Origin of the sequence: Enterobacter ludwigii, from assembly GCF_001750725.1 — a bacterium.
Taxonomy (GTDB): Bacteria; Pseudomonadota; Gammaproteobacteria; order Enterobacterales; family Enterobacteriaceae; genus Enterobacter; species Enterobacter ludwigii.
Map to the genome: position 1 here is coordinate 3,779,183 of NZ_CP017279.1, position 25,828 is coordinate 3,805,010.

23 protein-coding genes are annotated in these 25,828 nt (G+C 55.8%); 10 read left to right on the forward strand and 13 right to left on the reverse strand.

The window, feature by feature from the left end:
- Nucleotides 1-56 precede the first annotated feature (56 nt).
- Together BH714_RS17830 and BH714_RS17835 are read left to right on the forward strand one after the other, a co-directional pair.
- Nucleotides 57-1,109, forward strand: coding sequence for a patatin-like phospholipase family protein (locus BH714_RS17830; RefSeq protein WP_020885286.1), 1,053 nt, complete (start codon nt 57-59; stop codon nt 1,107-1,109).
- Entirely contained in the window at nt 1,106-1,888 is a 783-nt protein-coding gene (locus BH714_RS17835) for a TatD family hydrolase (RefSeq protein ID WP_040018573.1), read from the forward strand. The genes BH714_RS17830 and BH714_RS17835 overlap by 4 nt, the downstream gene beginning before the upstream one ends.
- Here the strand turns inward: BH714_RS17835 and BH714_RS17840 are convergent.
- On the reverse strand, nt 1,883-2,743 hold the full coding sequence (locus tag BH714_RS17840) for a YjjW family glycine radical enzyme activase (RefSeq protein WP_020885284.1): 861 nt from the start codon (nt 2,741-2,743) through the stop codon (nt 1,883-1,885). The genes BH714_RS17835 and BH714_RS17840 overlap by 6 nt on opposite strands.
- Complete coding sequence (locus tag BH714_RS17845; RefSeq protein ID WP_040018574.1) at nt 2,718-4,265, reverse strand: YjjI family glycine radical enzyme; 1,548 nt, start codon at nt 4,263-4,265, stop codon at nt 2,718-2,720. The genes BH714_RS17840 and BH714_RS17845 overlap by 26 nt, the downstream gene beginning before the upstream one ends.
- Before the next feature lie 261 nt (nt 4,266-4,526).
- Here BH714_RS17845 and deoC point away from each other — a divergent pair, with 261 nt between their 5' ends.
- From deoC to deoD, 4 genes are all read left to right on the forward strand, one after another.
- A complete protein-coding gene (deoC, locus tag BH714_RS17850) occupies nt 4,527-5,306 on the forward strand; it encodes a deoxyribose-phosphate aldolase (protein ID WP_020885282.1) in 780 nt (259 codons plus the stop codon).
- A gap of 56 nt (nt 5,307-5,362) precedes the next feature.
- Entirely contained in the window at nt 5,363-6,685 is a 1,323-nt protein-coding gene (gene deoA, locus BH714_RS17855) for a thymidine phosphorylase (RefSeq protein ID WP_014168528.1), read from the forward strand.
- Nucleotides 6,686-6,738: 53 nt separating this feature from the next.
- Nucleotides 6,739-7,962, forward strand: coding sequence for a phosphopentomutase (deoB, locus tag BH714_RS17860; protein WP_020885280.1), 1,224 nt, complete (start codon nt 6,739-6,741; stop codon nt 7,960-7,962).
- Between the two features lie 104 nt (nt 7,963-8,066).
- Complete coding sequence (gene deoD / locus BH714_RS17865) at nt 8,067-8,789, forward strand: purine-nucleoside phosphorylase (protein WP_013095492.1); 723 nt, start codon at nt 8,067-8,069, stop codon at nt 8,787-8,789.
- A 46-nt stretch (nt 8,790-8,835) separates the two neighbouring features.
- On the opposite strand, the gene BH714_RS17870 is transcribed toward deoD, so the two are convergent.
- From BH714_RS17870 to BH714_RS17910, 9 genes are all read right to left on the reverse strand, one after another.
- Nucleotides 8,836-9,537 (reverse strand): DUF1120 domain-containing protein, encoded by a 702-nt coding sequence (locus BH714_RS17870; protein ID WP_040018575.1) that lies wholly within the window; start codon nt 9,535-9,537, stop codon nt 8,836-8,838.
- Nucleotides 9,538-9,654: 117 nt separating this feature from the next.
- Entirely contained in the window at nt 9,655-10,224 is a 570-nt protein-coding gene (locus BH714_RS17875; RefSeq protein WP_127350138.1) for a DUF1120 domain-containing protein, read from the reverse strand.
- On the reverse strand, nt 10,221-12,635 hold the full coding sequence (locus BH714_RS17880) for a fimbrial biogenesis usher protein (RefSeq protein WP_040018576.1): 2,415 nt from the start codon (nt 12,633-12,635) through the stop codon (nt 10,221-10,223). The genes BH714_RS17875 and BH714_RS17880 overlap by 4 nt, the downstream gene beginning before the upstream one ends.
- 15 nt (nt 12,636-12,650) lie before the next feature.
- Nucleotides 12,651-13,355 carry a fimbria/pilus chaperone family protein gene (locus BH714_RS17885; protein WP_044867940.1) on the reverse strand — a complete coding sequence of 235 codons (705 nt, stop codon included), beginning with the start codon at nt 13,353-13,355 and terminating at the stop codon, nt 12,651-12,653.
- A gap of 71 nt (nt 13,356-13,426) precedes the next feature.
- On the reverse strand, nt 13,427-14,143 hold the full coding sequence (locus BH714_RS17890) for a DUF1120 domain-containing protein (protein ID WP_014168534.1): 717 nt from the start codon (nt 14,141-14,143) through the stop codon (nt 13,427-13,429).
- 251 nt (nt 14,144-14,394) lie between these two features.
- On the reverse strand, nt 14,395-15,105 hold the full coding sequence (locus BH714_RS17895) for a DUF1120 domain-containing protein (protein ID WP_020885275.1): 711 nt from the start codon (nt 15,103-15,105) through the stop codon (nt 14,395-14,397).
- Nucleotides 15,106-15,376: 271 nt separating this feature from the next.
- A complete protein-coding gene (locus BH714_RS17900) occupies nt 15,377-16,069 on the reverse strand; it encodes a DUF1120 domain-containing protein (RefSeq protein WP_040018577.1) in 693 nt (230 codons plus the stop codon).
- A 408-nt stretch (nt 16,070-16,477) separates the two neighbouring features.
- Nucleotides 16,478-17,494: a lipoate--protein ligase LplA gene (lplA, locus tag BH714_RS17905; protein WP_040018579.1), complete on the reverse strand. Its 1,017-nt coding sequence runs from the start codon at nt 17,492-17,494 to the stop codon at nt 16,478-16,480.
- Nucleotides 17,495-17,533: 39 nt separating this feature from the next.
- A complete protein-coding gene (locus BH714_RS17910; protein ID WP_040018580.1) occupies nt 17,534-18,178 on the reverse strand; it encodes a YtjB family periplasmic protein in 645 nt (214 codons plus the stop codon).
- 117 nt (nt 18,179-18,295) lie between these two features.
- Here BH714_RS17910 and serB point away from each other — a divergent pair, with 117 nt between their 5' ends.
- From serB to nadR, 3 genes are read left to right on the forward strand one after another with little or no spacing between them, the layout of a single operon-like run.
- Nucleotides 18,296-19,264 (forward strand): phosphoserine phosphatase, encoded by a 969-nt coding sequence (gene serB / locus BH714_RS17915; protein ID WP_020885272.1) that lies wholly within the window; start codon nt 18,296-18,298, stop codon nt 19,262-19,264.
- Nucleotides 19,265-19,275: 11 nt separating this feature from the next.
- Entirely contained in the window at nt 19,276-20,661 is a 1,386-nt protein-coding gene (radA, locus tag BH714_RS17920; RefSeq protein ID WP_014168542.1) for a DNA repair protein RadA, read from the forward strand.
- Nucleotides 20,662-20,696: 35 nt separating this feature from the next.
- Nucleotides 20,697-21,929 (forward strand): multifunctional transcriptional regulator/nicotinamide-nucleotide adenylyltransferase/ribosylnicotinamide kinase NadR, encoded by a 1,233-nt coding sequence (gene nadR / locus BH714_RS17925; protein ID WP_040018581.1) that lies wholly within the window; start codon nt 20,697-20,699, stop codon nt 21,927-21,929.
- A 59-nt stretch (nt 21,930-21,988) separates the two neighbouring features.
- On the opposite strand, the gene BH714_RS17930 is transcribed toward nadR, so the two are convergent.
- Nucleotides 21,989-22,990 (reverse strand): zinc-binding alcohol dehydrogenase family protein, encoded by a 1,002-nt coding sequence (locus BH714_RS17930; protein WP_032679592.1) that lies wholly within the window; start codon nt 22,988-22,990, stop codon nt 21,989-21,991.
- A 108-nt stretch (nt 22,991-23,098) separates the two neighbouring features.
- Between BH714_RS17930 and BH714_RS17935 the strand changes: the two genes are divergently transcribed.
- On the forward strand, nt 23,099-23,998 hold the full coding sequence (locus tag BH714_RS17935; RefSeq protein WP_025205491.1) for a LysR family transcriptional regulator: 900 nt from the start codon (nt 23,099-23,101) through the stop codon (nt 23,996-23,998).
- A 67-nt stretch (nt 23,999-24,065) separates the two neighbouring features.
- Here BH714_RS17935 and ettA read toward each other — a convergent pair whose 3' ends face one another.
- Nucleotides 24,066-25,733 carry an energy-dependent translational throttle protein EttA gene (gene ettA / locus BH714_RS17940; protein ID WP_014168546.1) on the reverse strand — a complete coding sequence of 556 codons (1,668 nt, stop codon included), beginning with the start codon at nt 25,731-25,733 and terminating at the stop codon, nt 24,066-24,068.
- Nucleotides 25,734-25,828 lie beyond the last annotated feature (95 nt).

Consider the following 25,828-nt stretch of genomic DNA (forward strand, 5'->3'; position numbering starts at 1 on the left):
CGCTGGTCGGGTGCGCTACTGTGTCATAACAGAAAAATGAAAACAGGAAAGCAGAGGTGGGGCAACGAATTCCCGTTACGCTCGGCAATATTGCGCCGCTGGCGTTAAAGCCGTTTCGCGCAGGCCCGCTTGCGCTGGTGTGTGAAGGTGGCGGACAGCGCGGCATTTTTACGGCCGGTGTGCTGGACGAGTTTATGCGCGCGCAATTCAACCCGTTTGACCTGTACTTCGGGACCTCTGCCGGGGCGCAAAACCTCTCTGCTTATGTCTGTAACCAGCCCGGCTACGCGCGAAAAGTGATCATGCGCTACACCACGGCGAAAGAATTTTTCAACCCGGTGCGCTTTGTGCGCGGCGGGAATTTGATTGACCTCGACTGGCTGCTGGATTCGACCTCAAGCCAGATGCCGCTGGCAATGGATACGGCGGCGCGCCTGTTCGACAGCGGAAAAGAGTTCTGGATGTGCGCCAGCCGTGGTGATGACTACACGCCGGGGTATTTCTCTCCTCAAAAAGAGAACTGGCTGGATATCATTCGCGCCTCCAGCGCCATTCCCGGTTTCTATCGTTCCGGCGCGCTGCTGGACGGCATCAGCTATCTGGACGGCGGCATCAGTGACGCGGTGCCGGTACAGGAAGCTGCGCGACGCGGGGCAAACACCATTGTGGTGATCCGCACCGTCCCGTCGCAAATGTACTATACCCCGCAGTGGTTTAAACGCATGGAGCGCTGGTTAGGCGACAGCAGCCTGCAACATCTGGTCAATATCGCGAAGCAGCATGAAACGACCTACGGCGCCATGCAGCGCTTTATTGAAAAACCGCCGGGTAAGCTGCGTATATTTGAAATTTACCCGCCCAAACCGCTGGTCAGCATGGCGCTGGGCAGCCGCGTTCCTGCGCTGCGTACCGATTACAAAACGGGGCGCCTGTGCGGGCGTTACTTCCTGGCGACAATAGGCAAACTGCTGGCTGAACAACCGCCTATACATCGTCATAAAGCCATTATTACCCCACCGGCAGTGGTGGCGAATGATGCGCTGGCGATGCCACTGGTGGATGCTCCGCAGGCGAATGACGCATTGTTAGATAATGAGGATCTGGCGTGACGTACCGGTTTATCGATACCCACTGTCATTTTGATTTTCCACCGTTTACGGGGGATGAAGAGCAAAGCATCACGCGAGCTGCACAAGCCGGCGTAGAGGCGATAATTGTGCCGGCGGTTGAAGCGGCATACTTTGAGCGGGTACTGGATCTCTCAAGGCGACACCAGGCGCTGTACGCCGCGCTCGGCCTGCATCCCATTGTGATTGAACACCATCTTGATGAGCATATCGACGCGCTGGACGCCATTGTGCAGACGGCTGGCGACAAACTTGTCGCCATCGGTGAGATCGGCCTCGATCTCTATCGCGACGATCCGCAGTTTGCGCGCCAGCAGACGATCCTTGATGCGCAGCTGCGTCTGGCGAAGCGCCACGATCTGCCGGTGATCCTTCACTCCCGTCGAACCCATGACAAACTGGCAATGCATCTGAAGCGTATCGATCTTCCGCGAAGGGGCGTTGTGCACGGTTTTTCAGGGAGCCTGCAGCAGGCGCAGCGCTTTATTGCGCTGGGCTATAAAATTGGCGTCGGGGGTACCATCACCTATCCACGCGCCAGTAAAACCCGCGATGTGATGGCGCAGCTGCCGCTCGAAGCATTATTACTGGAAACCGACGCACCGGATATGCCGCTCAGCGGTTTTCAGGGGCAGCCAAATCGCCCGGAGCAGGCCGCTCGGGTCTTTGACACGCTCTGTGAGTTGCGCGAGGAGCCGGAAGAGGTGATTGCGCATGCCCTGCTGGAGAATACCCGCGCGGTATTTGGTATCACGCTATAGATAAAGCGCCGGTCGGATTACCACAATCTGCTGTTGTTCCAGCGCCCGCGCCAGCGGCTCAATATCTTCTGGCGTGGCGCTGCGCCAGGACGCCGCCTCACCGTAAACGCCGTGAGCATGAAAGGCGTTAATGCGTACCGGGACATTGCCCAACGCGTGGATAAACGCCGTCAGTGCTTTGAGATGCTCCAGATAATCACACTGCTCCGGGATCACCAGTAATCGCAGTTCCGCCAGCCGCTGGTGGTGTGCCAGCCAGCGGATACTGTGCTTAATCTGCGGATTTTCGCGTCCGGTCAGGAAGCGATGGTGTTCGTTCCCCCAGGCCTTCAAATCCACCATTGCCCCGTCGAATACCGGCAGCAGTTTTTGCCAGCCGGTTTCCCCTAACAGACCGTTGCTGTCCACCAGGCACGTCAGGTGTTGCAGGGCGGGATCGGCTTTGATCGCCGTGAAGAGCGCCACCAGGAACGGTAGCTGCGTTGTCGCTTCACCGCCGCTCACGGTAATACCTTCAATAAAGGGTGCGGATTTAGAGAGCTGAGTGAGGATCTCGTCGACGCTAAAACGGTGCGCCATTGGCGTTGCCTGCTGCTGGCACAACTGCAGGCAGGTATCACACTGCTGACACTGACTCTCCTGCCACCAGACCCGCCCGGCCTGTATGTTCAGCGCATCGTGCGGACAGTGGGGTACGCAGTCGCCGCAGTCGTTGCAGCGTCCGATGGTCCACGGATTGTGGCAGGTTTTGCAGCGCAGGTTGCACCCCTGGAGAAACAGAGCCAGGCGGCTGCCCGGCCCGTCCACGCAGGAGAAGGGGATCACCTGACTAACTAAAGCGCATCTGCTGTTCATGGCTTATCACGCGTGGCTGGCGCTCCAGGATGCGGGTGTGTCGGGCGGCTTCTTCTCCAAGCCAGGTGGTGTTAGTGCGTGACCCTGTTTCACGGTATTTCTCCAGGTCGGACAACCGCACCATATATCCGGTCACGCGTACCAGATCGTTACCGGCCACGTTGGCGGTGAACTCCCGCATTCCCGCGTTGAACGCACCCAGACACAGTTGCACCACGGCCTGCGGGTTGCGTTTGACCGTCTCGTCCAGCGTCAGGATGTCGCTAATCCCGGCGTGATAGTGCTTGTGGTGTGGCGCCACGCTCAGCAGGTGGCTAATCGGGTCCGGCTCCTCCCCGTAAGGCAACCGCGCGCCCGGCGTCGTACCGATATCAGAGCTTATTCCGGACTGGGCATGCAGCATCGCACGCTGTTTCCAGCCGTATTTTACCGGTGTGCTTTCAACAAACGCCGCGAGCTGTTCGCTGATCCGATACCCCAGCGCGTTGGCCTGGTCGTCTTTACCGTAACGGCCCGGTGAACCCGCTTTCTCACACAGCACGTTCACCGCTTCGGCCAGGCCATACATGCCGAACATCGGCACAAAGCGGTCGGGATCAATCAGCCCCTCTTTGACGAGGAAGCTATTCTCAAAGAAGCCGGATTTTTGATACAGGAACTCGCAGCGGGCATTGATGACGGCCAGTTGCTGCTGGCAGTAGTGGGGCAACGTACGGCTAAAAAAGTCTTCGGGCGAGTCGCTGTGTTCGGCAATGGCCTTCAGGTTCAGGCGCACCAGCGTGCTGCCACCGCCTGCCAGCGGCAGGGAGTTGTAACAACTCACGATACCATAACGGCTTTTTGTGAAAATTTTATCATTCACCGGGCCGTTAGAAATATGGGGTTTGCTGCATTCACAGAGGTTTTCGGCCACCCTGAGCAGCAGCGAGTCTGGCGTGATATCGGGATCATAAATAAAGGTCAGATTCGGTGCGACCTGCTTCAGCTCTGCATCAGCGCGTAAAATCGCGCGGGTAACGGGCGTGTCCGCCGGACCAATATTGGCATGCATAAACGCATCCGGAAGCGTTCTGTCGAGATAGCGCCAGAAACGTTTTATTCGGCTATCGATTTCTTCTTGTGTTAGAATATTAACATACGGTTGCAGTAATGCATCAAGATGACCGAGGAAGACCGGCATCGATGTGACAGAAGGAACATGGTGGTACAGGATGGTCAGCAGTGAGAGCGCGTCATCCAGATCCTTTGCCCCTTCCAGTTCCAGCCATGCCGAGCCGTTGGCGAGGAATCTGGCGTAATCAGGCAGAACATAGCGCGGTTTATAAGGCGCATGGCCTTCGAACATGTCGCAGATAAATCCCTCTTCCAGCGCGGTGCGAGCGGCCTGAGGCAGCGCGGGGTAGGGAAGATGGTTCTCCGCTTCCAGCGCCAGAAAATGACGTTTTTGCTCGGGGGTCAATACCGGGCTTGTCACAATTTGCTGGCAACGTTGTTGCAGTGCGTGAGGGCTGGCGTGGGACATATTCGCTTCCTTTATGGTTCTGCGGATGATGACCGAATTGTAGGAAGTCATCCCGGGGGGACTTTTGATCCCACACCGGGTATCGCTGCTTTAATCAGCAGCGACAGCAGTAAAATTTGAAGTTCATCTCATTACAGTAATGCAAATTTGTACGCAGTTTTCATTAACTGTGATGAATGTCGAAGTGTAAGTGCGGCTGGATGTTAGAATAGTCACAGACCGCAAGGTGAAATTTATACGGCGATGCCGTTGGAGAATGTTATGACCGATTTAACTGCAAGCAGCCTGCGCGCGTTGAAACTGATGGACCTGACCACCCTGAATGATGACGACACCAATGAGAAAGTCATCGCCCTGTGCCATCAGGCGAAAACGCCCGTCGGGAACACTGCAGCCGTCTGTATCTACCCGCGCTTTATCCCCATTGCCCGTAAGACGCTGAAAGAGCAGGGCACGCCGGATGTACGCATTGCAACCGTGACTAACTTCCCGCACGGCAATGACGACATCGAGATTGCGCTGGCTGAAACCCGCGCGGCCATCGCGTACGGTGCTGACGAAGTGGACGTGGTATTCCCGTACCGTGCGCTGATCGCCGGTAACGAGCAGGTTGGTTTTGACCTGGTGAAAGCGTGTAAAGACGCTTGTGCTGCGGCAAACGTGCTGCTGAAAGTGATCATCGAAACCGGTGAGCTGAAAGAAGAAGCGCTGATCCGTAAAGCGTCTGAAATCTCCATCAACGCGGGTGCGGATTTCATCAAAACCTCTACCGGTAAAGTGCCGGTGAACGCAACGCCGGAAAGCGCGCGCATCATGATGGAAGTGATCCGTGATATGGGCGTGGAAAAAACCGTAGGCTTCAAACCTGCGGGCGGCGTGCGCACGGCTGAAGATGCGCAGCAGTTCCTGGCGATTGCCGACGAACTGTTTGGCCCGGCGTGGGCGGATTCCCGTCACTATCGCTTTGGTGCATCCAGCCTGCTGGCGAGCCTGCTGAAAGCGCTGGGTCACGGCGACGGTAAGAGCGCAAGCAGCTACTGATTTTTATCCTGCGGCGGGCCATCCGCCGCATTTAACCTGTTTTCTCGGGGGTTACCGTGTTTCTCGCACAAGAAATTATTCGTAAAAAACGTGATGGTCATGCATTAAGCGACGAAGAGATCCGCTTCTTTATCAATGGCATTCGTGATAACACCATCTCTGAAGGGCAGATTGCTGCTCTGGCGATGACCATTTTCTTCCACGATATGTCGATGCCTGAGCGTGTATCGCTGACCATGGCGATGCGAGATTCAGGAACCGTTCTGGACTGGAAAAGCCTTAACCTCAACGGCCCGATTGTGGATAAACACTCAACCGGCGGTGTAGGTGACGTGACGTCGCTGATGCTGGGCCCAATGGTGGCGGCCTGTGGTGGTTATATCCCCATGATCTCCGGGCGTGGCCTGGGACATACCGGCGGTACGCTCGACAAACTGGAAGCCATCCCGGGCTTCGATATCTTCCCGGATGACCATCGCTTCCGCGACATTATTAAAGACGTTGGTGTGGCGATTATCGGCCAGACCAGCTCTCTTGCTCCTGCCGACAAGCGCTTCTACGCGACCCGCGATATCACCGCGACCGTTGACTCTATTCCCCTGATTACCGCCTCTATCCTCGCCAAGAAACTGGCGGAAGGCCTGGATGCGCTGGTCATGGATGTGAAAGTGGGCAGCGGCGCCTTTATGCCGACCTATGAACTTTCCGCGGCGCTGGCAGAAGCCATTGTGGGCGTCTCCAACGGTGCGGGCGTGCGTACTACCGCCCTGCTGACGGACATGAACCAGGTGCTGGCGTCCAGCGCAGGCAACGCCGTGGAAGTGCGTGAAGCCGTGCAGTTCCTCACCGGTGAATACCGGAACCCGCGTCTGCTCGATGTCACCATGGCCCTGTGCGTGGAGATGCTGATCTCCGGCAAGCTCGCCAGCGATGATGCCGACGCACGCGCCAAACTTCAGGCGGTGCTGGATAACGGCAAAGCGGCAGAGATCTTCGGCCGCATGGTAGCGGCGCAGAAAGGCCCGACCGACTTCGTGGAACACTACGCGAAATACCTGCCAACGGCGACGCTCAGCAAAGCGGTCTACGCCGATACCGAAGGCTTTGTCTCGGCGATGGATACGCGCGCGCTCGGCATGGCGGTCGTGTCGATGGGCGGCGGTCGTCGTCAGGCCTCGGACACCATTGATTACAGCGTCGGCTTTACCGATATGGCGCGTCTGGGTGACAGCGTTGATGGTCAACGTCCGCTGGCCGTGATCCACGCGAAAGATGAAGCCAGCTGGCAGGAAGCGGCAAAGGCGGTGAAAGCGGCCATTACGCTTGATGATAAAGCACCGCAAAGCACACCGACTGTCTATCGCCGTATCACCGAATAGCGGTATACTGATCTGATCGATAATTTTTGAAGCACTACGTACGGAGAACAATTATGAAACGTGCATTTATTATGGTGCTGGACTCATTCGGCATCGGCGCAACCGAAGATGCAGAACGTTTTGGTGACGTGGGTTCCGATACCATGGGTCACATCGCTGAAGCCTGTGCGAAAGGCGAAGCGGACAACGGTCGTAAAGGCCCTCTGACTCTGCCAAACCTGACCCGTCTGGGTCTGGTGAAAGCCCATGAAGGTTCTACCGGTAAAATTGCAGCCGGTATGGACGGCAATGCGGAAGTGGTAGGCGCGTACGCCTGGGCGCACGAGCTCTCTTCCGGTAAAGATACCCCGTCTGGCCACTGGGAAATCGCCGGCGTGCCGGTTCTCTTCGACTGGGGGTACTTCTCCGATCACGAGAACAGCTTCCCGCAGGAGCTGCTGGACAAGCTGGTTAAGCGTGCCAATCTGCCGGGCTACCTCGGTAACTGCCACTCTTCCGGTACCGTGATTCTGGACGAACTCGGTGAAGAGCACATGAAAACCGGCAAGCCGATTTTCTACACCTCTGCCGACTCCGTGTTCCAGATTGCCTGCCACGAAGAGACCTTTGGCCTGGATAAGCTTTACGAGCTGTGCGAAATCGCACGTGAAGAGCTGACCGAAGGCGGCTATAACATCGGTCGCGTGATTGCACGTCCGTTTATCGGTGATAAAGCGGGTAACTTCCAGCGCACCGGTAACCGTCATGACCTGGCCGTTGAGCCACCGGCACCGACCGTACTGCAGAAGCTGGTTGACGAGAAAGACGGCCACGTGGTGTCCGTGGGGAAAATTGCAGACATCTATGCCAACTGCGGTATCACCAAAAAAGTGAAAGCCACCGGTCTGGATGCGCTGTTTGACGCCACCATCAAAGAGATGAAAGAAGCGGGTGACAAGACTATCGTCTTCACCAACTTCGTGGACTTCGACTCCTCCTGGGGCCACCGTCGTGACGTGGCCGGTTATGCCGCGGGACTGGAACTGTTTGACCGCCGTCTGCCGGAGCTGATGGAGCTGGTGGGTGAAGATGACATTCTGATCCTGACCGCCGACCACGGCTGCGACCCAACCTGGACCGGTACCGACCACACACGCGAGCACATTCCTGTGCTGGTGTACGGCCCGAAAGTGAAACCTGGTTCACTGGGCCACCGTGAAACCTTCGCCGATATCGGTCAGACTATTGCGAAATACTTTGGTACGTCCGACATGGAATATGGCAAGGCCATGTTCTAAACACATCCGGGCGTATCCCCTCTCCCTTCGCGAGAGGGAGAACACCATGCAGGCCGGGCAGGCGCCGCCGCCACCCGGCAAAAACACGATAAAAGGAACTGAAGATGGCAACTCCTCACATTAATGCCGAAATGGGTGATTTCGCTGACGTCGTATTGATGCCGGGCGACCCGCTGCGCGCGAAGCACATTGCAGAAACTTTCCTCGAAGACGTGCGTGAAGTGAACAACGTTCGCGGCATGCTGGGCTTCACCGGTACGTACAAAGGCCGCAAAATCTCCGTGATGGGTCACGGTATGGGTATCCCATCCTGCTCCATCTACACTAAAGAGCTGATCACCGATTTCGGCGTGAAGAAAATCATTCGCGTAGGCTCCTGCGGTGCAGTACGTATGGACGTTAAGCTGCGTGATGTGGTTATCGGCATGGGCGCGTGTACGGACTCTAAAGTTAACCGTATGCGTTTCAAAGACCACGACTTTGCCGCCATCGCTGACTTCGGCATGGTGCGTAACGCGGTTGACGCCGCAAAAGCGCTGGGCGTAGACGCACGCGTGGGTAACCTGTTCTCTGCTGATCTGTTCTATGCACCAGACGGCGGCGAGATGTTTGACGTGATGGAAAAGTACGGCATCCTGGGTGTGGAAATGGAAGCTGCAGGGATCTACGGTGTCGCGGCTGAGTTTGGCGCGAAAGCACTGACCATCTGCACCGTGTCTGACCATATCCGTACGCACGAGCAGACGACCGCTGCTGAGCGTCAGACCACCTTCAACGACATGATCAAAATCGCGCTGGAATCCGTTCTGCTGGGCGACAAAGAGTAATGTTGTACTGCCGGGCGGCGTCTGCTGCCCGGCATGCTCTTCCCGGTTACAAATACACCACGCTGATGGTCGCCTGACCGTCAAACTCCGTATCTTCCGTTAAAGACAGATTCTTCAGATTCTCGACCGCCAGCGACACGTTCAGCGGGAAAGAGACGCTGGTGACCGCCATCGGGTCGTTTTTGCCCGCCGGTGCAACGCTCATCAGACCCAAATCTTTATTGGCGATGGTACCGCCGTTGGCTTTCTGCCAGCGGCTCACGCCCGCTCCCGCGGTCACGGCCGTACGGATAGGCTCAGCGTTATTGCCGTTCGCCGTCACATCGCCTGGCGTGGTGTAGATGGAGTACGCGCCGATGTTTTTACCATCGTGCGTTTTGCCCAGCCCAAAGGTGCTCATCGCACCGCGAAGCTCACCGCCGTTAGCATTGGCGTTTTTCACCTTCAGGTTACTGCTGCCCGTGCTGGCGTTGGAATCGGTACGGTTATCCGCAATGCTCCAGCCCACCTTTGTTGGCGTTGGGCAGTTGATCGTCAGCATCACCCCTTTTTCGCCCAGCTGCGTAGCCTGGGTTTGCGACAAATCGCCAATATGAATCCTGCCAAAATCGATCACGCCATTATTGCTCAGCTCCGGTACACACGAGGCACCGGCAAGCGAGGCTTTGACTTTCAGCACGGCGGTATCGCCCGCGTGTGCGGATGTGGCCGCCAGGGCCAGCGCGACAACGAGTAAACATTTTTTCATTGTTAATCCTTAACATAAATAAAAAGCATGACATTGCGGGGTATTAACCCGTCAGTATTTGTAACGGTAGTGCTTTTCTACGCTTCACGCAGGCAGGTACCTGACGCGTGAATGGGGTTATTCCTGTGTTAATAATTCCCAGGCCATATTGCTCTCAAGAAGGGTATTGTCAGCAACATGACGAAGCTGGCTGTTATTAATGACGGGAACAATCTTAAGGGTGAAGCTCATGTGTTTACCCCGCACCGGCGCGGCATTTTGCCGGGCAACGAGACCTTCATTATTTTTGATAAACGCGCGTTGCGTCGGGCTGGAGGAAGGCGTAAAACCGATACGGTCCGTCGTTTTCGCCAGCGTGCAGGCATGCCCGTCAACCACCATATTGTCGGCAATAATGGCCAGTCGCCCGTCCTGACCAAAGAGAACCCCCCCGTTGACGCCGGCAGTGGACTGCAGAAACAGCGCCATCACTCTCGGCTCCGGGCAGAAGACGTTGGCCGTAATTTCTTTGGCCGGCATTCGGTTCCAGTTCTTCTGCGAGGCGGCGATATCCGACGGTTTGAGTTTTCCAAACGAGACAACAGGCTGCGAAAACGTAACCTGACACTCTTCACTGGACGCGCGTGCGGAGAAGAGCAAAATCATGCTGGCAAACGCCGCGAATAAAAGGGAATAACAGGTTTTCACTGGCACATTCCTTCTGCTTTTTCGTAATAGGACTCGGTATTTTTGTCTTCGCTGAGCGAATACGTGATGTGGCAAATTTTTGCCATGTTGTCGTCCACCACATACAGGGCGGGCGCATCCGTGGCGTCGGGAATAAACACGCTGCCGTTATCCATTACGCTGACGATATAACGGCTGTCTTTATCCACCACGCTAAGCCCTCTGGCGAGCCATGACCCGTCAGGGCGTTTCACGCTCAGCATTAGACGACGCGTGTTCAGCACGTGGAAATCCACCTGCGCGAATGAGCCGTAAGCTGCGGAAACGGTCTGTATCCCGTTTGATAAATCCATTCCCTGTGGCAGGGAGCTGGCATCAATGACAATCTGAGAGGTTTGCCACTCGCGCAGACCCGGCACCACGGCTTGTCCCCACGCATCGGTCCAGACGGTTCCATCGGGCGTGGTGATTTGAATACCGCTTTCCGGCTCGCTTAATCGCGCAATGCCAAAGGTGTCTTTAATCGGGTAGGGTGCAAACGTAATGCCACGACCATGCAGGGCGATGCCGCCGCTGAGGGAGGTGCTGTAATTATGCTGATTCCCGTCGTTCAGCCCTGCGGCCATGCCCAGCTGTGCATAGTGCAGGTTGGTGCTGACATTGCCGTTAAACGACTGGGTCTTGTCCTGATTGTCGCGATCGACCGAGAGGTTGTAATTGGTGTTTTGACCCCACGATCCGCTGTCCTGAATACCGAGGTTTTGTTTTTCACCCTGGCTGCGCATATAGGTACTGATGCGCTCAGTGCCAAACGGAATGACCAGATTAAGATAGAGCAGGTCGCCATCACTTGTGCCGCCCTTCTCCGTCTCACTGCTGCTGAGGGCGTGCTGCCAGTTCACTGAGAGCGACGTGTGCCCCAGACTCTTGCCCCAGGAGACCATCAGGTAGCGGGAGCTACTGCTCTCTTCATCGCCAGCATTCTCGCTGTACTGGAAAGAAAGCGAGCCAACCCATGCATTGTTCCAGTTGAGGCTGGTATTCCAGGCGCTTTGATAGCGCTGGGATTCAGCGTCCATCGCCTCGTTTAACTCCCGGTAGCCGGTGCTGTAGGTTGATGCGCTGACCCCAAGCGTGAGTTGCTCGGGCAGGGAAAGGTGACTTTGCAATTCTATCTTGCGGCCATTTTGTTGACCGTAGAACTGCGCGCGGCTCATCTGAACGCTGGGAGAAAGGAGCCAGTACTCGGCTGGCGACCATTCCAGCATCGCCCCGACCGCCTGATACTGCTCTGCCAGCACGCCCGCCGTGACGCCGGTGAGCTGGGGCGTAAACCGGGTTCCGTCAGAAAAATTAAATACCCAGGGCGACCCTTGTTCATCCCCGGTATCGCGAACTTTACCCAACGAGACGCTGAGCCCTTCGGTGCGCGTCATCCCGCTCACGTTCAGTGAGGAGGAGGGAACCGTAAACGTCGTGGTGGAACCGTCGGTTTCGACCACGCTGATGTCCAAATCCACGTTGCCACGCACCACCGGGACATCGGTCAGAGTAAACGGACCGGCATTCACCAGCGAAGAGTAGATAACTTGCCCGGACTGACGAACGTCAACGCGCGCCTGGTTGGTGCGGGCGATGCCGGAAATGGTCGTCGCCGGAATATTCGGTTGCAGGCCCGTTTCCGGCAGGAACTGAACGCCATTAATTTGTGCGCCACTGAACAGCGCCGAGTTGACGTTAATCTGCCCCGCCTGAATGCGAAGTTTTCGTTCTTCGAAGACGTGTTCCGCGTAGGTATAGAGATTCTCTGTGCTGCGGGTTCCGTTATCGTCGGTCAGGATAAAGTTGCTGCGCAGCGTCCAGTTCGCCACGTTGAGACCGGCGCCAATATTGCCCTGGGAAAAGGTACTGTTTCCGCCGCTGCCGTACTCGTTGTAGTTGCTGAACGCACTGTAATTGATAAGACCCGCCGCACCGCCGTGCGCGTAGTATTTCGCTGCATAGAAACCATTGTCCATCGCCTCTGCGGGAACATAAATCTCAAGCGACTCCGCGTTGGGCAGCAGCGTGACGGTGGCCGTCGGGTAATCTTGCAGAAGATTATGGCAGGGCTCTTTTGCATCGATATTCAGCGGAAGAAGACCTGCCGCACGGGTAAAGTCATCATCCAGACACAGTTGCCCTTCCTCTCCCACGCGGATCGCAAGCGTGCCTTTATCGACGCCGTTAATTTTTACCTGCACGGCATGCGGCCCCGGCAGGTATCGCTGGGCCTGGGAGAAGTAGTGGGCGAGGTTGGTGCTGATACCGCGGGTCGCCAGAATATCGGTATTAAAATCCATACCGGCCGCCGATACCGACTGGGCGGGCAACGTCAAAGCCCCCAGTATGGCGGCGCGAAGCGTCTGATTACGCAAAGAGAACTCAATCACCAAAACATCCCTGTCTTACTGGCGCGTCAGGGAAGCGGTAAAGCTCTCAACTTCAATCCCGTAGCGGCTGGCCGGATTGAACTCAATGGCGTTATCGGTGCCATTAACCGGGGTGTCGGTCTGCACCGTCATGGTCTCTCCCGGCAGGATAAACGTCTTGTTGACCAGACCTTCCGTATGCGAAGGCAGTAAGGTGACAGAGGTGGAGAAACGGACCACGTAGGCGGACGGATTCTGCACCTTGACCTCTTTCCCGGTGACTGACCAGGTCAGTAATTTCCAGGCGTCGGTGACCACCGGCAGATCTTTGGGATGGATCAGGACCGGTAAATCCTGACGCAGGTTGATCCCGACCTTCACGTTTTTATCCGTGCTCTTGGGCGGAATACCTTCGAACACCACGCGTTTGTACTGTTCAACGCTAAGCGGTTTGTCGGTTTCAAGAATAAAGCGAACCTGTTGCTCCTGGCCTGGCTCGAGGCGCACAACCGGCTGGGTGACGTTGAGTTTTACCCCCTGGTCGCCCCCGATATCCCGGATGGAGGTGTAAAGCAGGGTGGGAATGCTGTCGGTGTTTTTCACGCTCATGACGCCGCCGTGGTTCGCTTCGTCAATCAGCAGCAGGGTGGTTTCAGGCACCATTCCGGCGGCAAAAAGCGAAGCCGGAAGGGCGAGGCACAGTGAGCAGATCAAACGTGTTGATGTGTGGATCGTAGACATAGTGGGTTTCATTCGCTGGTCAGGAAAAAAACTCCCCATGTAACTGGAGAGTTTTGCGTCAGGGGGCTGGATTAGAGGTAAACCAGGGTGATCGTTGACTGGCCTTCAAGCTCGGTTTTGTCGGTCAGGGTCAGCTTGTCGCTTGGGGCTACGGCCAGCGCAATCTTCAGCGGGAATGCCGCGCTCATGAAGGCTAAAGGTGCACGCTGGCCGCTTTTGGAAACGGTCATGACGTCGGTGCCATCGTTGGAGAGGATGCCGCTGGTCCACATGTTCATCCAGCTTCTGCTGCTGATCGTGCCGCCGGTATACAGGGTGGCCGCGATAGGCTGTACCGCCGCGCCGTCTGCGGTAACGGAGGTCAGGTAGGTAGAAATGGCATACGCACCGATGTTCTCGCCGGCGCTGGTTTTACCTACGCCGTTCAGTTGGCTGGAGCCAGATGCCTGGCCACCGTTTGCGGTAGCGTTATCCACGTGGAACTGGTTAGCTGGCAGGCTGGCACCGGCGTTGGAGTCCGCGCGATCGTCGTGAAGCGTCCAGCCCACGCGTGTGGCGGACTGGCACTTGATGGTCAGGGTGACATCTTTATGGCCTGCCTGATATGGCACGCTGGAGGAGAGGGAGTCCAGACCGATTTCACCGAAGTTGGCCAGACCCCCGTTGCTGATTTCCGGCACGCAGCCTGCGCTGGTCAGTGAGCCCTGTACTTTGAGCATGGCGGTCGGTTCTGCGCAAACGGCTGTTGCCGCCATGGATAGCACAGTGGCAAGAAGAAGCTTTTTCATTGTTATTCCTTAACCTGAAAGAGAGTGACTAAAAAAGATATTTTTAGTCCGCAAAGTGCTTGCATGAATACACGTGTTAAATAACAAGCGCCGCTGATTCTATTAATGATTCACAGAATGCAATAATTAGATTTTCTAACGAGCACATTGAGATTTTATTAAGTCATTACAATCAGATATGAATGGATTTATATTCTGCTTTAAAACGGCGGGATATCCCGCCGGAGAAAAGAAAACATGACCTTAACGTATCAGAGATAAACCAGCGTAATGGTGGTTTCGCCGCTCAGCTGAGCTTCATCGGTCGTGGTCAGGCGATCGGTATTCACAATGGCCATCGAGACTTTAAACGGGAAGACGACGTTGGTAATCGCCAGCGGAGAAGATTTGCCTGGGGTGGTCGCCGTCATAATTTCTGCGTTACCGTTGGCAATAATACCGGTACTCAGGTTACGCCACATGTATTCGCCATTGCTGTTGACGTACGCCGGGGCATAAATGGCCTGAGCCGGAAGACCATTGGCGGTAACTTCATTCACGCGTGTTGCGATGGCATACGCCCCAATCTTTTCGCCCGCCGCCGTGGTGCCAACGCCATAGGTGGTGCCAGCGCCCCAGGCATCACCTCCGTTATCCGCCGCATCGCGGATGTAGAACTGGCTGGACGTCAGGTCATTTGCCGCATTGGTATCTTCTTTATTGTCCGCGATGCTCCAGGCCACTTTGGTCGCTGAAGGGCAGGTAATGGTTAACGACATGTCCTTTTGACCCATCTGATTCGTCTGGGTAGGAGAAAGTTGATCCAGGGCGATGGTGCCAAAATCGATTGAACCGCCATTGCTTAATTCAGGCGTACAGGACGCATTATTCATTTTGCCTTTCACCTTCATCACAACGGTAGAGTCGGCGAGCGCAGCGTGAGAAGCCACGGCAATCAGAGTGGCGAGAAGAAGTTTTTTCACTGTTATTCCTTAACCAAAAAGTGGACATTTTCTTGTGTGCGTGTAATTAACGTATTGATTCACAAGCGCGGGAATTCTATTAATGGTCAGAGTTATTTGTGAAATGAGAAATTCTACACTCGGTTGTGAGTTTAATTAAGGGCTGTAAATACAATCATGTATGTATTTACGTCTTGCGAATAATATGATGGATGCAGTATGAATAAAGGAATAAAAAACGGCGAATTAAATTCGCCGTCAGAGATACGTTATCGCCTGAGCGATAATTTAATTAGAGGTATTTCAGCGTAATGGTCGCCTGACCATCCAGTTCGGTATCTTCGGTAATGCTCAGTCTGTTGGTATTCCTGATTGCCATGGAGACTTTCATTGGGAATACGGCTTCGGTAAAGGCCATCGGCACGAGTTCACCCGGTTTGGCGACGGACATGGTTTCGTAGTCATCCAGAACAAGACGACCCGTCGTATTTTTATTCCATTTAGTCAGATTAGTGCCTCCCGCGGTAATCGCATCAGCAGGTGCGCCGTCTACCGTGACATATGGCAGGTTGGTATACACTGCCCATCCGCCAATCTTCTGACCTTCTTTGGTAAAACCTAAACCGCTTGTGTACTGAGGGCTGAATGTCGAGCTGCCATCAACGGCAGAATCATCGACTTCAATATAATGGCCATCAGCCAGACTGTCTTTGCGGTTGTCGTACATTGTCCAGCCGACTTTGGTCGCAGAATTACAGGTAATTGTCATGGTGATATCACGCTGGCCGAGCTGGTTATCCTCAGTCGCGCTCAGTGAGCCCATTGATATTTTGCCATAATCTACTGCACCGCCGTTGCTCATTGTAGGAGTACATGACGCGTTGGTCAGTTTGCCTTGCACTTTCATGACGGCGGTGTTAGCCGCATGGGCTGTGGTCATGGACGTTGCCGCAGCGATGGCCGCGACAAGAAGAATTTTTTTCATTGTTGTTCCTTAACGAAGAGAAATTATAGAGCTGTCGACTAGTAATGTAATCAATAGGTTTTATATATGGGTGTAACCACGGGCAGTAGTATATTGTGGCTACTCTAAATGGTGTATTTAGAATTTCTAAACGGGCAGTAATGAAAATATAAAAGCATAGATGGTGTGAATGTGTTCACGCATTTTACGGGCATATTTCCGCTTTTATTGTTCAATTTATTATTGAAAGTTATTAGCGGTTTTCGTAAGGCCGGGAAGCATTCAATGCCTTTCACGACGATAATATAATATTTTTTAATGAGATGGGGCAGGCTGGATCCCTGAAGCCTGCTTAAAAAATAAGAATAAGAGGTTATCGCGTAAACAGGTCACATTACTCGCCCGGCGAAGCACGCCGGGCAACATGGTTTAGCGTACGGCCTGCGAAAGCCAGGCAGAAAGCTCGCCCAACTCGATTGCCTGATCGGGGAACTCGCCACGTAACGCCTCACATGTCAACTGCACCGTGTCGGCCCGATACAGGCAGCCCTGTAAGCGGTTGGCCAGCGCCTCCAGCGGCGCAGGGTTCAGGCTGTCCGTAAAGACCTGCGCCCGGGTAATGTGGCCTTTTTCCACGTCAAAATGAAGCTCCACGCCGCCCCAGGTGAAGCGCTCGTCCAGCAGGTGCGAGAAGGCCGGCGCCTGACCAAAGTTCCACTCCCAGCTGCTCTGACGGGCAAAGGTTTCCGCAAAGTTTGGCAGGTCAGGGGTGTTATCCGGGGAGATCACTTCGGCTTCGACCCGCTCGCCGTAGTGAGCGAAAAACGCTTCGCGGATGGCATCGCAGATCTGTTCGTGGGTGATGCCCGGCAGTAATTCGATCAGGTTGGCGACGCGGCCTCGCACGGAGGTGATACCTTTGGCCTGCAGCTTTTTCTTATCGGGATTAAGGTAATTCGCAAGACGGCTGAGGTCGGCATTCAGCAACAATGTCCCGTGATGGAATCCCCGGTCCAGGGTTTCACGGTAGGCGGAGCCGGAGACTTTGCGATCCCCGTCGGGGGTTTTGACGACCAGATCGTTGCGACCTGACGCTTCGGCAGTCACGCCCAGCGATATCAGGGCGTTAAGCACAATCGCGGTGGAAATGGTTTTATCGTATTCAGGTTTGCCCGCCATAAAGGTAAAGCAGGTATTGCCGAGGTCGTGAAATACCGCGCCGCCGCCGCTGCTGCGTCGCGCCAGGCGGACGTTATCCTCTTCCATACGCCGGGTATTACACTCTTTCCAGGGGTTCTGCGCACGGCCAATCACCACCGTATCGGCGTTGCGCCATAAAAATAACACCCGTTGAGTGGCTGGCATCTGACGGAAGATGCACTCTTCTACCGCGAGATTGAACCAGGGATCGTGAGAGTCAGAGATAAGCAGGCGTAACGTCGTCATGGCAAAGTTCCTTTTCCGAATCGTAAGCCTACTTTATCACTATTCTTTCTTATCGCTCTCGTCCTCTTCGGGCACCGATTTACTGGCGGTCAGGAGGAAAGGCGATTGCTGCCAGCGGGTGCGTTTACCCTGCAGCAGCGTGCGTGCCAGCACCACACCGATGGCCAACGAGAGCAGCAGCATCAGGCGCAAAATATTGGTGGTGTTGTCCACCTGTTTTGCTTCGGTGGGCAGGGTGTGGGTGTCGAGCGTCAGGCGCAAATACCCGAGCGGACCATTTTTCCCCTGCACGGGTTCGACGATCTGCTGATTGAAATAGCCGCCGGCTTTTTTGCCGTCCAGCGCCAGCCTGTCACGGACGTCAACATGTTCACCGGCACGGGCGATCAAGTCGCCCTGTTCGTCGTAGACACCGGCATCAAGAATGCGGCTGTTTTCGGTTAACTGGCGTAATATCTGACCTATGCGCTTCTCGTCCGGCGTTTCGGTGCGCATCGCCGGGGCGATGTTGAGCGTGACCTGACGCGCCAGAGTACGCGCCAGTTCCTCAAACTGCGGGTTACGTTGCCGCTGGTGATTCTGGCTGAACCACGATGCTCCTTGCATCAGCGCGACCAAGAGTGCGAGACATATCAGGACAATCACGGCACGATGAAGTCGGAATTTCAGTTTTGCGCGAGCCATATTCCACCTGCTGAAAATTTACGGCTTAATGTTGCCAGAAGTGATGGTTACAAGGTAGCCTCATGCGTTATTTTCCCTCTGGAACCTTCCGGCGCGAACGAATTCACAGGAGCTTCAATGCCGAACATTACCTGGTGCGACCTGCCTACGGATGTCTCTTTATGGCCAGGATTGCCGCTCTCTTTAAGTGGTGATGAGGTGATGCCTCTGGATTACCACGCTGGCCGTAGCGGCTGGCTGCTGTACGGACGCGGCCTGGACAAGCAACGCCTGACCCAATATCAAACCAAACTGGGTGCAGCGATGGTCATCGTGGCGGCCTGGTGCGTAGAGGATTATCAGGTCATCCGCCTGGCAGGTTCCCTGACGCAGCGCGCGACCCGCCTGGCGCATGATGCCGGCCTGGACGTGGCGCCTCTCGGCAAAATTCCACACCTGAAAACGCCGGGTCTGCTGGTGATGGACATGGATTCCACCGCCATCCAGATCGAGTGCATCGACGAGATCGCCAGGCTTGCCGGCAGCGGCGAGCTGGTGGCCGATGTGACCGAACGCGCGATGCGTGGCGAGCTGGATTTCACCGCCAGTCTGAGACAGCGCGTGGCGACCCTGAAAGGGGCGGATGCGAACATCCTGCGCCAGGTGCGTGATGAGCTGCCGTTAATGCCGGGGCTGACGCAGCTGGTGCTGAAGTTAGAAACGCTGGGCTGGAAAGTGGCTATCGCCTCGGGCGGGTTCACCTTCTTCGCCGACTACCTTCGCGACACGTTGCGCCTGACCACCGTGGTGGCGAATGAGCTGGAAATCATGGACGGAAAGCTGACCGGCCAGGTGATCGGCGATATCGTGGATGCCCAGTACAAAGCCAATACCCTGACCCGTCTGGCGGAAAAATATGAAATTCCTGTCGTCCAGACCGTTGCCATCGGTGATGGCGCGAACGACCTGCCGATGATCAAAGCGGCAGGCCTTGGCATTGCCTACCATGCCAAGCCTAAAGTGAATGAAAAGACGGAAGTCACCATCCGTCATGCTGACCTGATGGGGGTGTTCTGCATTCTCTCCGGCAGCGTGAATCAGAAATAACGAGGTAAACCGTGGCGAAAGCTCCAAAACGCGCATTTGTCTGTAATGAATGTGGTGCGGATTATCCGCGCTGGCAGGGGCAATGTAGCGCCTGTCATGCCTGGAACACCATCACCGAAGTGCGTGGTGTGGCGGCTTCGCCGAGCGTGGCCCGCAATGAACGCCTGAGCGGTTATGCCGGCAACGCCGGTGTTGCGAAAGTGCAAAAGCTCTCGGATATCAGCCTCGAAGAGCTGCCGCGTTTCTCGACCGGCTTCAAAGAGTTTGACCGTGTGCTCGGCGGGGGAGTGGTGCCGGGCAGTGCGATCCTGATCGGTGGTAACCCGGGAGCGGGTAAATCAACACTGCTGCTGCAAACGCTCTGCAAGCTCGCCGAACAGATGAAAACCCTGTACGTCACCGGTGAAGAGTCCCTGCAGCAGGTGGCGATGCGTGCGCACCGTCTTGGCCTGCCAACCGGCAACCTCAACATGCTTTCGGAAACCAGCATCGAGCAAATCTGCATGATTGCCGAAGAAGAGCAGCCGAAGCTGATGGTTATCGACTCCATTCAGGTGATGCACATGGCGGATATCCAGTCTTCACCGGGGAGCGTGGCGCAGGTGCGTGAAACCGCCGCCTATCTCACGCGCTTTGCCAAAACGCGCGGTGTGGCGATTGTGATGGTCGGCCACGTCACGAAAGATGGCTCGCTGGCGGGGCCGAAAGTGCTGGAGCACTGTATCGACTGCTCCGTCATGCTCGACGGCGATGCCGATTCCCGTTTCCGTACGTTGCGCAGCCACAAAAACCGTTTTGGTGCGGTGAACGAGTTGGGCGTGTTTGCCATGACCGAGCAGGGGCTGCGTGAAGTCAGCAACCCGTCTGCCATCTTTCTCAGCCGGGGCGATGAAGTGACCTCCGGTAGCTCGGTGATGGTGCTCTGGGAAGGGACGCGTCCGCTGCTCGTGGAAATTCAGGCGCTGGTGGATCACTCAATGATGGGTAACCCACGGCGTGTGGCCGTTGGCCTGGAACAAAACCGCCTGGCGATCCTGTTGGCCGTACTGCACCGCCACGGCGGCCTGCAGATGGCGGATCAGGACGTGTTCGTCAACGTGGTCGGCGGGGTCAAAGTCACTGAGACCAGTGCGGATCTGGCGCTGCTGCTGGCAATGGTCTCCAGCCTGCGTGACAGACCGTTGCCGCAGGACCTGGTGGTGTTTGGTGAAGTGGGTCTGGCCGGGGAGATCCGCCCGGTGCCAAGCGGCCAGGAGCGCATCTCCGAGGCGGCGAAGCACGGCTTTCGCCGCGCCATTGTGCCCGCCGCCAACGTGCCGAAAAAAATCCCGGAAGGGATGCAGGTCTTTGGCGTGAAGAAACTCGCAGATGCGTTAAATGTCTTTGACGACTTATAATTACGTATTCGATTTTGCAGGAGGCACCGTAATTTATGTCATCATTTGACTACATCAAGACCGCAATCCGCCAGAAAGGCTGCACGCTGCAGCAGGTGGCGGATGCCAGCGGCATGACCAAAGGCTACCTGAGCCAACTGCTGAACGCCAAAATCAAAAGCCCCAGCGCACAAAAGCTGGAAGCGTTGCACCGCTTTCTGGGGCTTGAATTCCCGCGTATGCAAAAGAACATCGGCGTGGTATTTGGCAAGTTTTACCCGCTGCATACCGGGCACATCTATCTGATCCAGCGTGCCTGTAGCCAGGTGGACGAGCTGCATATCATCATGGGTTACGATGAAACCCGCGATCGTCAGCTGTTCGAGGACAGCGCCATGTCGCAGCAGCCGACCGTGCCGGACCGCCTGCGCTGGCTGCTGCAGACCTTTAAGTACCAGAAAAACATTCGTATTCATGCTTTTAATGAAGAGGGCATGGAGCCGTATCCGCACGGCTGGGATGTGTGGAGCAATGGCGTCAAAGCGTTCATGGACGAAAAGGGGATCACCCCGAACTGGATCTACACCTCTGAAGAGTCCGATGCGCCGCAGTTCCGCGAGCATCTGGGCATTGAAACCGTGCTGATCGATCCAAAGCGTACCTTTATGAACATCAGCGGGGCGCTGATCCGCGAAAACCCGTTCCGCTACTGGGATTACATCCCAACCGAGGTAAAACCGTTCTTTGTGCGCACCGTTGCGATTCTGGGCGGCGAGTCGAGCGGGAAATCGACGCTGGTCAACAAGCTGGCCAACATCTTTAACACCACCAGTGCGTGGGAGTACGGGCGTGATTACGTCTTCTCTCATCTGGGCGGTGACGAGATGGCGTTGCAGTACTCCGACTACGATAAAATCGCGCTGGGTCATGCGCAGTACATTGATTTCGCGGTGAAATACGCCAATAAAGTGGCCTTCATTGATACCGATTTCGTCACCACCCAGGCGTTTTGCAAAAAATACGAGGGACGCGAGCATCCGTTTGTGCAGGCGCTGATAGACGAATACCGCTTTGACCTGGTGATTTTGCTCGAAAACAACACCCCGTGGGTTGCCGACGGGATCCGCAGCCTCGGCAGTTCCGTCGACAGAAAAGAGTTCCAGAGCATGCTCATCGACATGCTGCACGAAAATAACGTGGAGTTTGTGCATGTGGAGGAGTCAGATTACGACAGCCGTTTCCTGCGCTGCGTAGAGCTGGTGAAAGAGATGATGGGGGAGCAGGGGTAATTCCCTCATCCTAACCCTCTCCTGAGGGAGAGGGCCGGTGTGAGGGGGTACACCCCCCCTCAATACTCAACCACCACTTTGCCACGCATATGCCCGTCCAGCACTTTTCGGTGCGCTTCGGTGATGCTTTCGACGCTCAGCCCGTGCAGCGTTTCGCTCAGTGAGCTTTCCACCACGCCGTTATCCACCAGCTTCGCAACCTCGTTTAAGATCTCGCCCTGACGCGCCATGTCGGCGGTCTGGTACATGCTGCGGGTGTACATAAACTCCCAGTGCAGCGCGGCAGATTTGGATTTCAGCTTATCCTGGTTCAACGGATGTGCGTTCTCAACGATGGAGCAGATATGCCCCTGCGGTGCGATCAGTTCACTGACGGCATCCCAGTGGCCGTCGGTATCATTGAGAATGAAAATGTAATCCACAAACGTCAGGCCCTGTTTAGCCAGTTCACCTTTCAGGTCACGGTAATTCACCACGTGATCGGCACCGCGATCGCGACACCACTGAGCAGAATCTTCCCGCGAGGCGGTCGCGACGATCTTCACGTTGCTGCGATGTTTCGCAAACGGGATCGCCAGCGATCCTACGCCGCCCGCGCCGCCAATAATGAGCAGCGTTTTGTCCGGGCCGGCATCCTGGATATTCAGCCGTTCAAACAATCCTTCCCAGGCGGTGAGGGCGGTTAACGGCAAGGCTGCTGCGGCAGCCCAGCCGAGGCTTGCCGGCTTATGCCCGACAATGCGCGCATCGATCAGCTGATGGGTGGTATTGCTGCCCGGGCGGGTAATATCGCCCGCGTACCACACTTCATCCCCCGGTTTAAAACCGCTAACGCCTGCACCCACGGCTTTCACAATGCCGCTGGCGTCCCAGCCGAGAACGCGTGGTTCCGTCAGGCCGCTTCTGACGATGCCCGCGTGAACTTTGGTATCGACCGGGTTGATGGAAACGGCTTTTACCTCAACCAGCAGATCGTGCTCGCCGGGTTGCGGCATCGGTTGGGTAATTTCAATGAAATCAGCAGGACTGTCTGGATTAACGGCAATGGCTTTAACTGACATGGTGAGCTCCTTTATAGAAAGCGTGTTGTTGAGACTAGTCTATTAAGTGCTCAGCCGCGTGATAAGATGGACAATTAAGAACGAAGTGTTCGTACAGGATGAACAATCATGTTTAAACAACTTCAGGATATGGCGCTGTTTGCGCTGGTGGCAGAGTTGGGCAGCTTTACCGCGGCGGCACAGAAAGCTGAGCTGCCGAAATCCAGCGTCAGCCAGCGAATCAGTCAGCTTGAGCAGCAGGTGGGGATCCGCTTGCTCAACCGTACTACGCGCAGGCTGAACCTGACGTTCGCCGGCGAGCACTATCTGGTTCACTGCCGCGAGATGCTGGCGGCAAGTGAACGGGCGGAGTACGCCATTCAGCGGCTGCGTGAAAACCCCAGCGGTCGGCTGCGCATCACCTGCCCGGCCGGGATCGGCGCGACGCTGCTGGCGCATTTGAATGCGGAGTTCCAGCTCCGCTATCCGGACGTTTCGCTTGACGTGTCCATTTCTGACGACGTGCTCGACCTGGTCGAGTCAGGTTTTGACGTGGCGCTGCGTACCGGTAAGCCGCAGGACTCCTCTCTGATTGGCCGTATGATCGGTCATTGCCCGCGTTATATGCTGGCCTCACCGACTTACCTGGCGCGCCGGGAGCCGCTGACGCATCCCCGGCAGCTGGTGGATCACCGCTGTATTACCCACAAGGCGTGGTCTGAGTGGCTGCTGCAAAGCGAAAGTGAGGATTACCGTTATCTGCCGGATAACGCCCATCTGACGGATAATCTGGTGTATGCGCGCGAATGTGCCATCGCCGGCGCCGGGATCACGCTGCTTCCCGCTTTTTTGCTTGAGGATAAGGTTGAAAAGGGCGCGCTGGTGAAGGTGCTGCCGGAGTGGAACGTCGAGGGGAACGATCTGTGGCTGGCTTACCCGAGCCGCAAGCTGAACTCGCCGGCGCTGATGCGTTATATCGACTTTGCGATGCAGTGTGATGAGGTGAAGCGGTTTTACGTGGGTGGGTGAACGGTGCGTCACTCACAGGGTGTAGGAACAAACAAAAAAAACGGCAACTGACGTTGCCGTTTTACATTTATTTCGCGATACGTTTGTACTTAATACGTTTCGGCTCCAGCGCATCCGCGCCCAGCGTACGTTTCTTGTACTCTTCGTATTCGGTGAAGTTACCTTCGAAGAACTCCACTTTCCCTTCGTCCTGGTAGTCCAGGATGTGGGTTGCGATACGGTCAAGGAACCAACGGTCGTGCGAGATAACCATTGCACAGCCCGGGAACTCCAGCAGGGCGTTTTCGAGCGCGCGCAGGGTTTCAATGTCAAGGTCGTTGGTCGGTTCATCGAGCAGCAGCACGTTACCGCCAACCTGCAGCAGTTTGGCCAGGTGCAGACGACCACGTTCACCACCGGAGAGCTCGCCCACGCGTTTACCCTGGTCGGTGCCTTTGAAGTTAAAGCGGCCAACGTAAGCGCGGCTTGGCATTTCGGTGTTACCGATACGCATGATATCCAGGCCGCCGGAGACTTCTTCCCACACGGTTTTGCTGTTATCCATGGCGTCACGGAACTGGTCAACGGAAGCCAGTTTCACGGTTTCACCCAGAGTGATTGAACCACTGTCTGGCTGTTCCTGACCGGACATCATGCGGAACAGGGTGGATTTACCCGCGCCGTTCGGACCGATGATCCCCACGATGGCACCTTTCGGTACGGAGAAGGTCAGGTCGTCAATCAGCAGGCGATCGCCATAAGACTTACGCAGATTGGTGACTTCAACCACTTTATCCCCCAGACGTGCACCAGGCGGAATAAACAGTTCGTTGGTCTCGTTACGTTTCTGGTATTCGGTGTTGTTCAGCTCTTCAAAGCGTGCCAGACGGGCTTTGCCCTTAGACTGACGGCCTTTAGCGCCCTGACGAACCCACTCCAGCTCTTTCTCGATAGACTTACGACGCGCGGCTTCCTGAGAGGCTTCCTGCGCCAGACGCTGGTCTTTCTGCTCCAGCCAGGAGGAGTAGTTGCCTTCCCATGGAATGCCTTCACCACGGTCAAGCTCCAGGATCCAGCCTGCAACGTTGTCGAGGAAGTAACGGTCGTGGGTGATCGCCACAACGGTACCTTCGAAGTCGTGCAGGAAACGCTCCAGCCATGCCACGGATTCCGCATCCAGGTGGTTGGTCGGTTCGTCGAGCAGCAGCATGTCTGGCTTTTCCAGCAGCAGACGGCACAGCGCCACGCGGCGGCGTTCACCCCCGGAGAGGTTCGCGATTTTCGCATCCCAGTCTGGCAGACGCAGGGCGTCAGCGGCGCGCTCGAGCTGCACGTTCAGGTTGTGGCCGTCATGCGCCTGGATAATCTCTTCAAACTTGCCTTGCTGAGCGGCCAGTTTATCGAAGTCCGCATCCGGTTCAGCGTATTTGGCATACACTTCATCCAGACCTTTCAGTGCGTTAACGACGTCAGAAACCGCCTCTTCAACGGATTCACGAACGGTGTGTTCCGGGTTGAGCTGAGGCTCCTGCGGCAGGTAGCCAATTTTGATGCCAGGCTGCGGACGGGCTTCACCTTCGATGTCTGTATCGATGCCGGCCATGATGCGCAGCAGGGTGGACTTACCGGCACCGTTGAGACCCAGAACACCGATTTTTGCGCCCGGGAAGAAGCTCAGCGAGATATTTTTAAGAATATGACGTTTCGGCGGGACAACTTTGCCGACACGATGCATGGTATAAACGAATTGAGCCACGTTGGACTTCGCCTCTTTTATCGTGATGAGAAAGAATATCAGCCTCGAAGTGTAGCCTTTTTCCCGTCCTAATCCCAGCCAGGAACGTCGGGAGT

Excerpts from the sequence above, each read along its gene's own strand:
- BH714_RS17840 (WP_020885284.1), bottom strand. The coding sequence starts at position 2,743 with ATGAACAGCAGATGCGCTTTAGTTAGTCAGGTGATCCCCTTCTCCTGC.
- BH714_RS17845 (WP_040018574.1), bottom strand. The coding sequence starts at position 4,265 with ATGTCCCACGCCAGCCCTCACGCACTGCAACAACGTTGCCAGCAAATT.
- deoC (WP_020885282.1), top strand. The coding sequence starts at position 4,527 with ATGACCGATTTAACTGCAAGCAGCCTGCGCGCGTTGAAACTGATGGAC.
- deoB (WP_020885280.1), top strand. The coding sequence starts at position 6,739 with ATGAAACGTGCATTTATTATGGTGCTGGACTCATTCGGCATCGGCGCA.
- deoD (WP_013095492.1), top strand. The coding sequence starts at position 8,067 with ATGGCAACTCCTCACATTAATGCCGAAATGGGTGATTTCGCTGACGTC.
- BH714_RS17870 (WP_040018575.1), bottom strand. The coding sequence starts at position 9,537 with ATGAAAAAATGTTTACTCGTTGTCGCGCTGGCCCTGGCGGCCACATCC.
- BH714_RS17885 (WP_044867940.1), bottom strand. The coding sequence starts at position 13,355 with ATGTCTACGATCCACACATCAACACGTTTGATCTGCTCACTGTGCCTC.
- BH714_RS17890 (WP_014168534.1), bottom strand. The coding sequence starts at position 14,143 with ATGAAAAAGCTTCTTCTTGCCACTGTGCTATCCATGGCGGCAACAGCC.
- BH714_RS17900 (WP_040018577.1), bottom strand. The coding sequence starts at position 16,069 with ATGAAAAAAATTCTTCTTGTCGCGGCCATCGCTGCGGCAACGTCCATG.
- lplA (WP_040018579.1), bottom strand. The coding sequence starts at position 17,494 with ATGACGACGTTACGCCTGCTTATCTCTGACTCTCACGATCCCTGGTTC.
- BH714_RS17910 (WP_040018580.1), bottom strand. The coding sequence starts at position 18,178 with ATGGCTCGCGCAAAACTGAAATTCCGACTTCATCGTGCCGTGATTGTC.
- serB (WP_020885272.1), top strand. The coding sequence starts at position 18,296 with ATGCCGAACATTACCTGGTGCGACCTGCCTACGGATGTCTCTTTATGG.
- nadR (WP_040018581.1), top strand. The coding sequence starts at position 20,697 with ATGTCATCATTTGACTACATCAAGACCGCAATCCGCCAGAAAGGCTGC.
- BH714_RS17930 (WP_032679592.1), bottom strand. The coding sequence starts at position 22,990 with ATGTCAGTTAAAGCCATTGCCGTTAATCCAGACAGTCCTGCTGATTTC.
- BH714_RS17935 (WP_025205491.1), top strand. The coding sequence starts at position 23,099 with ATGTTTAAACAACTTCAGGATATGGCGCTGTTTGCGCTGGTGGCAGAG.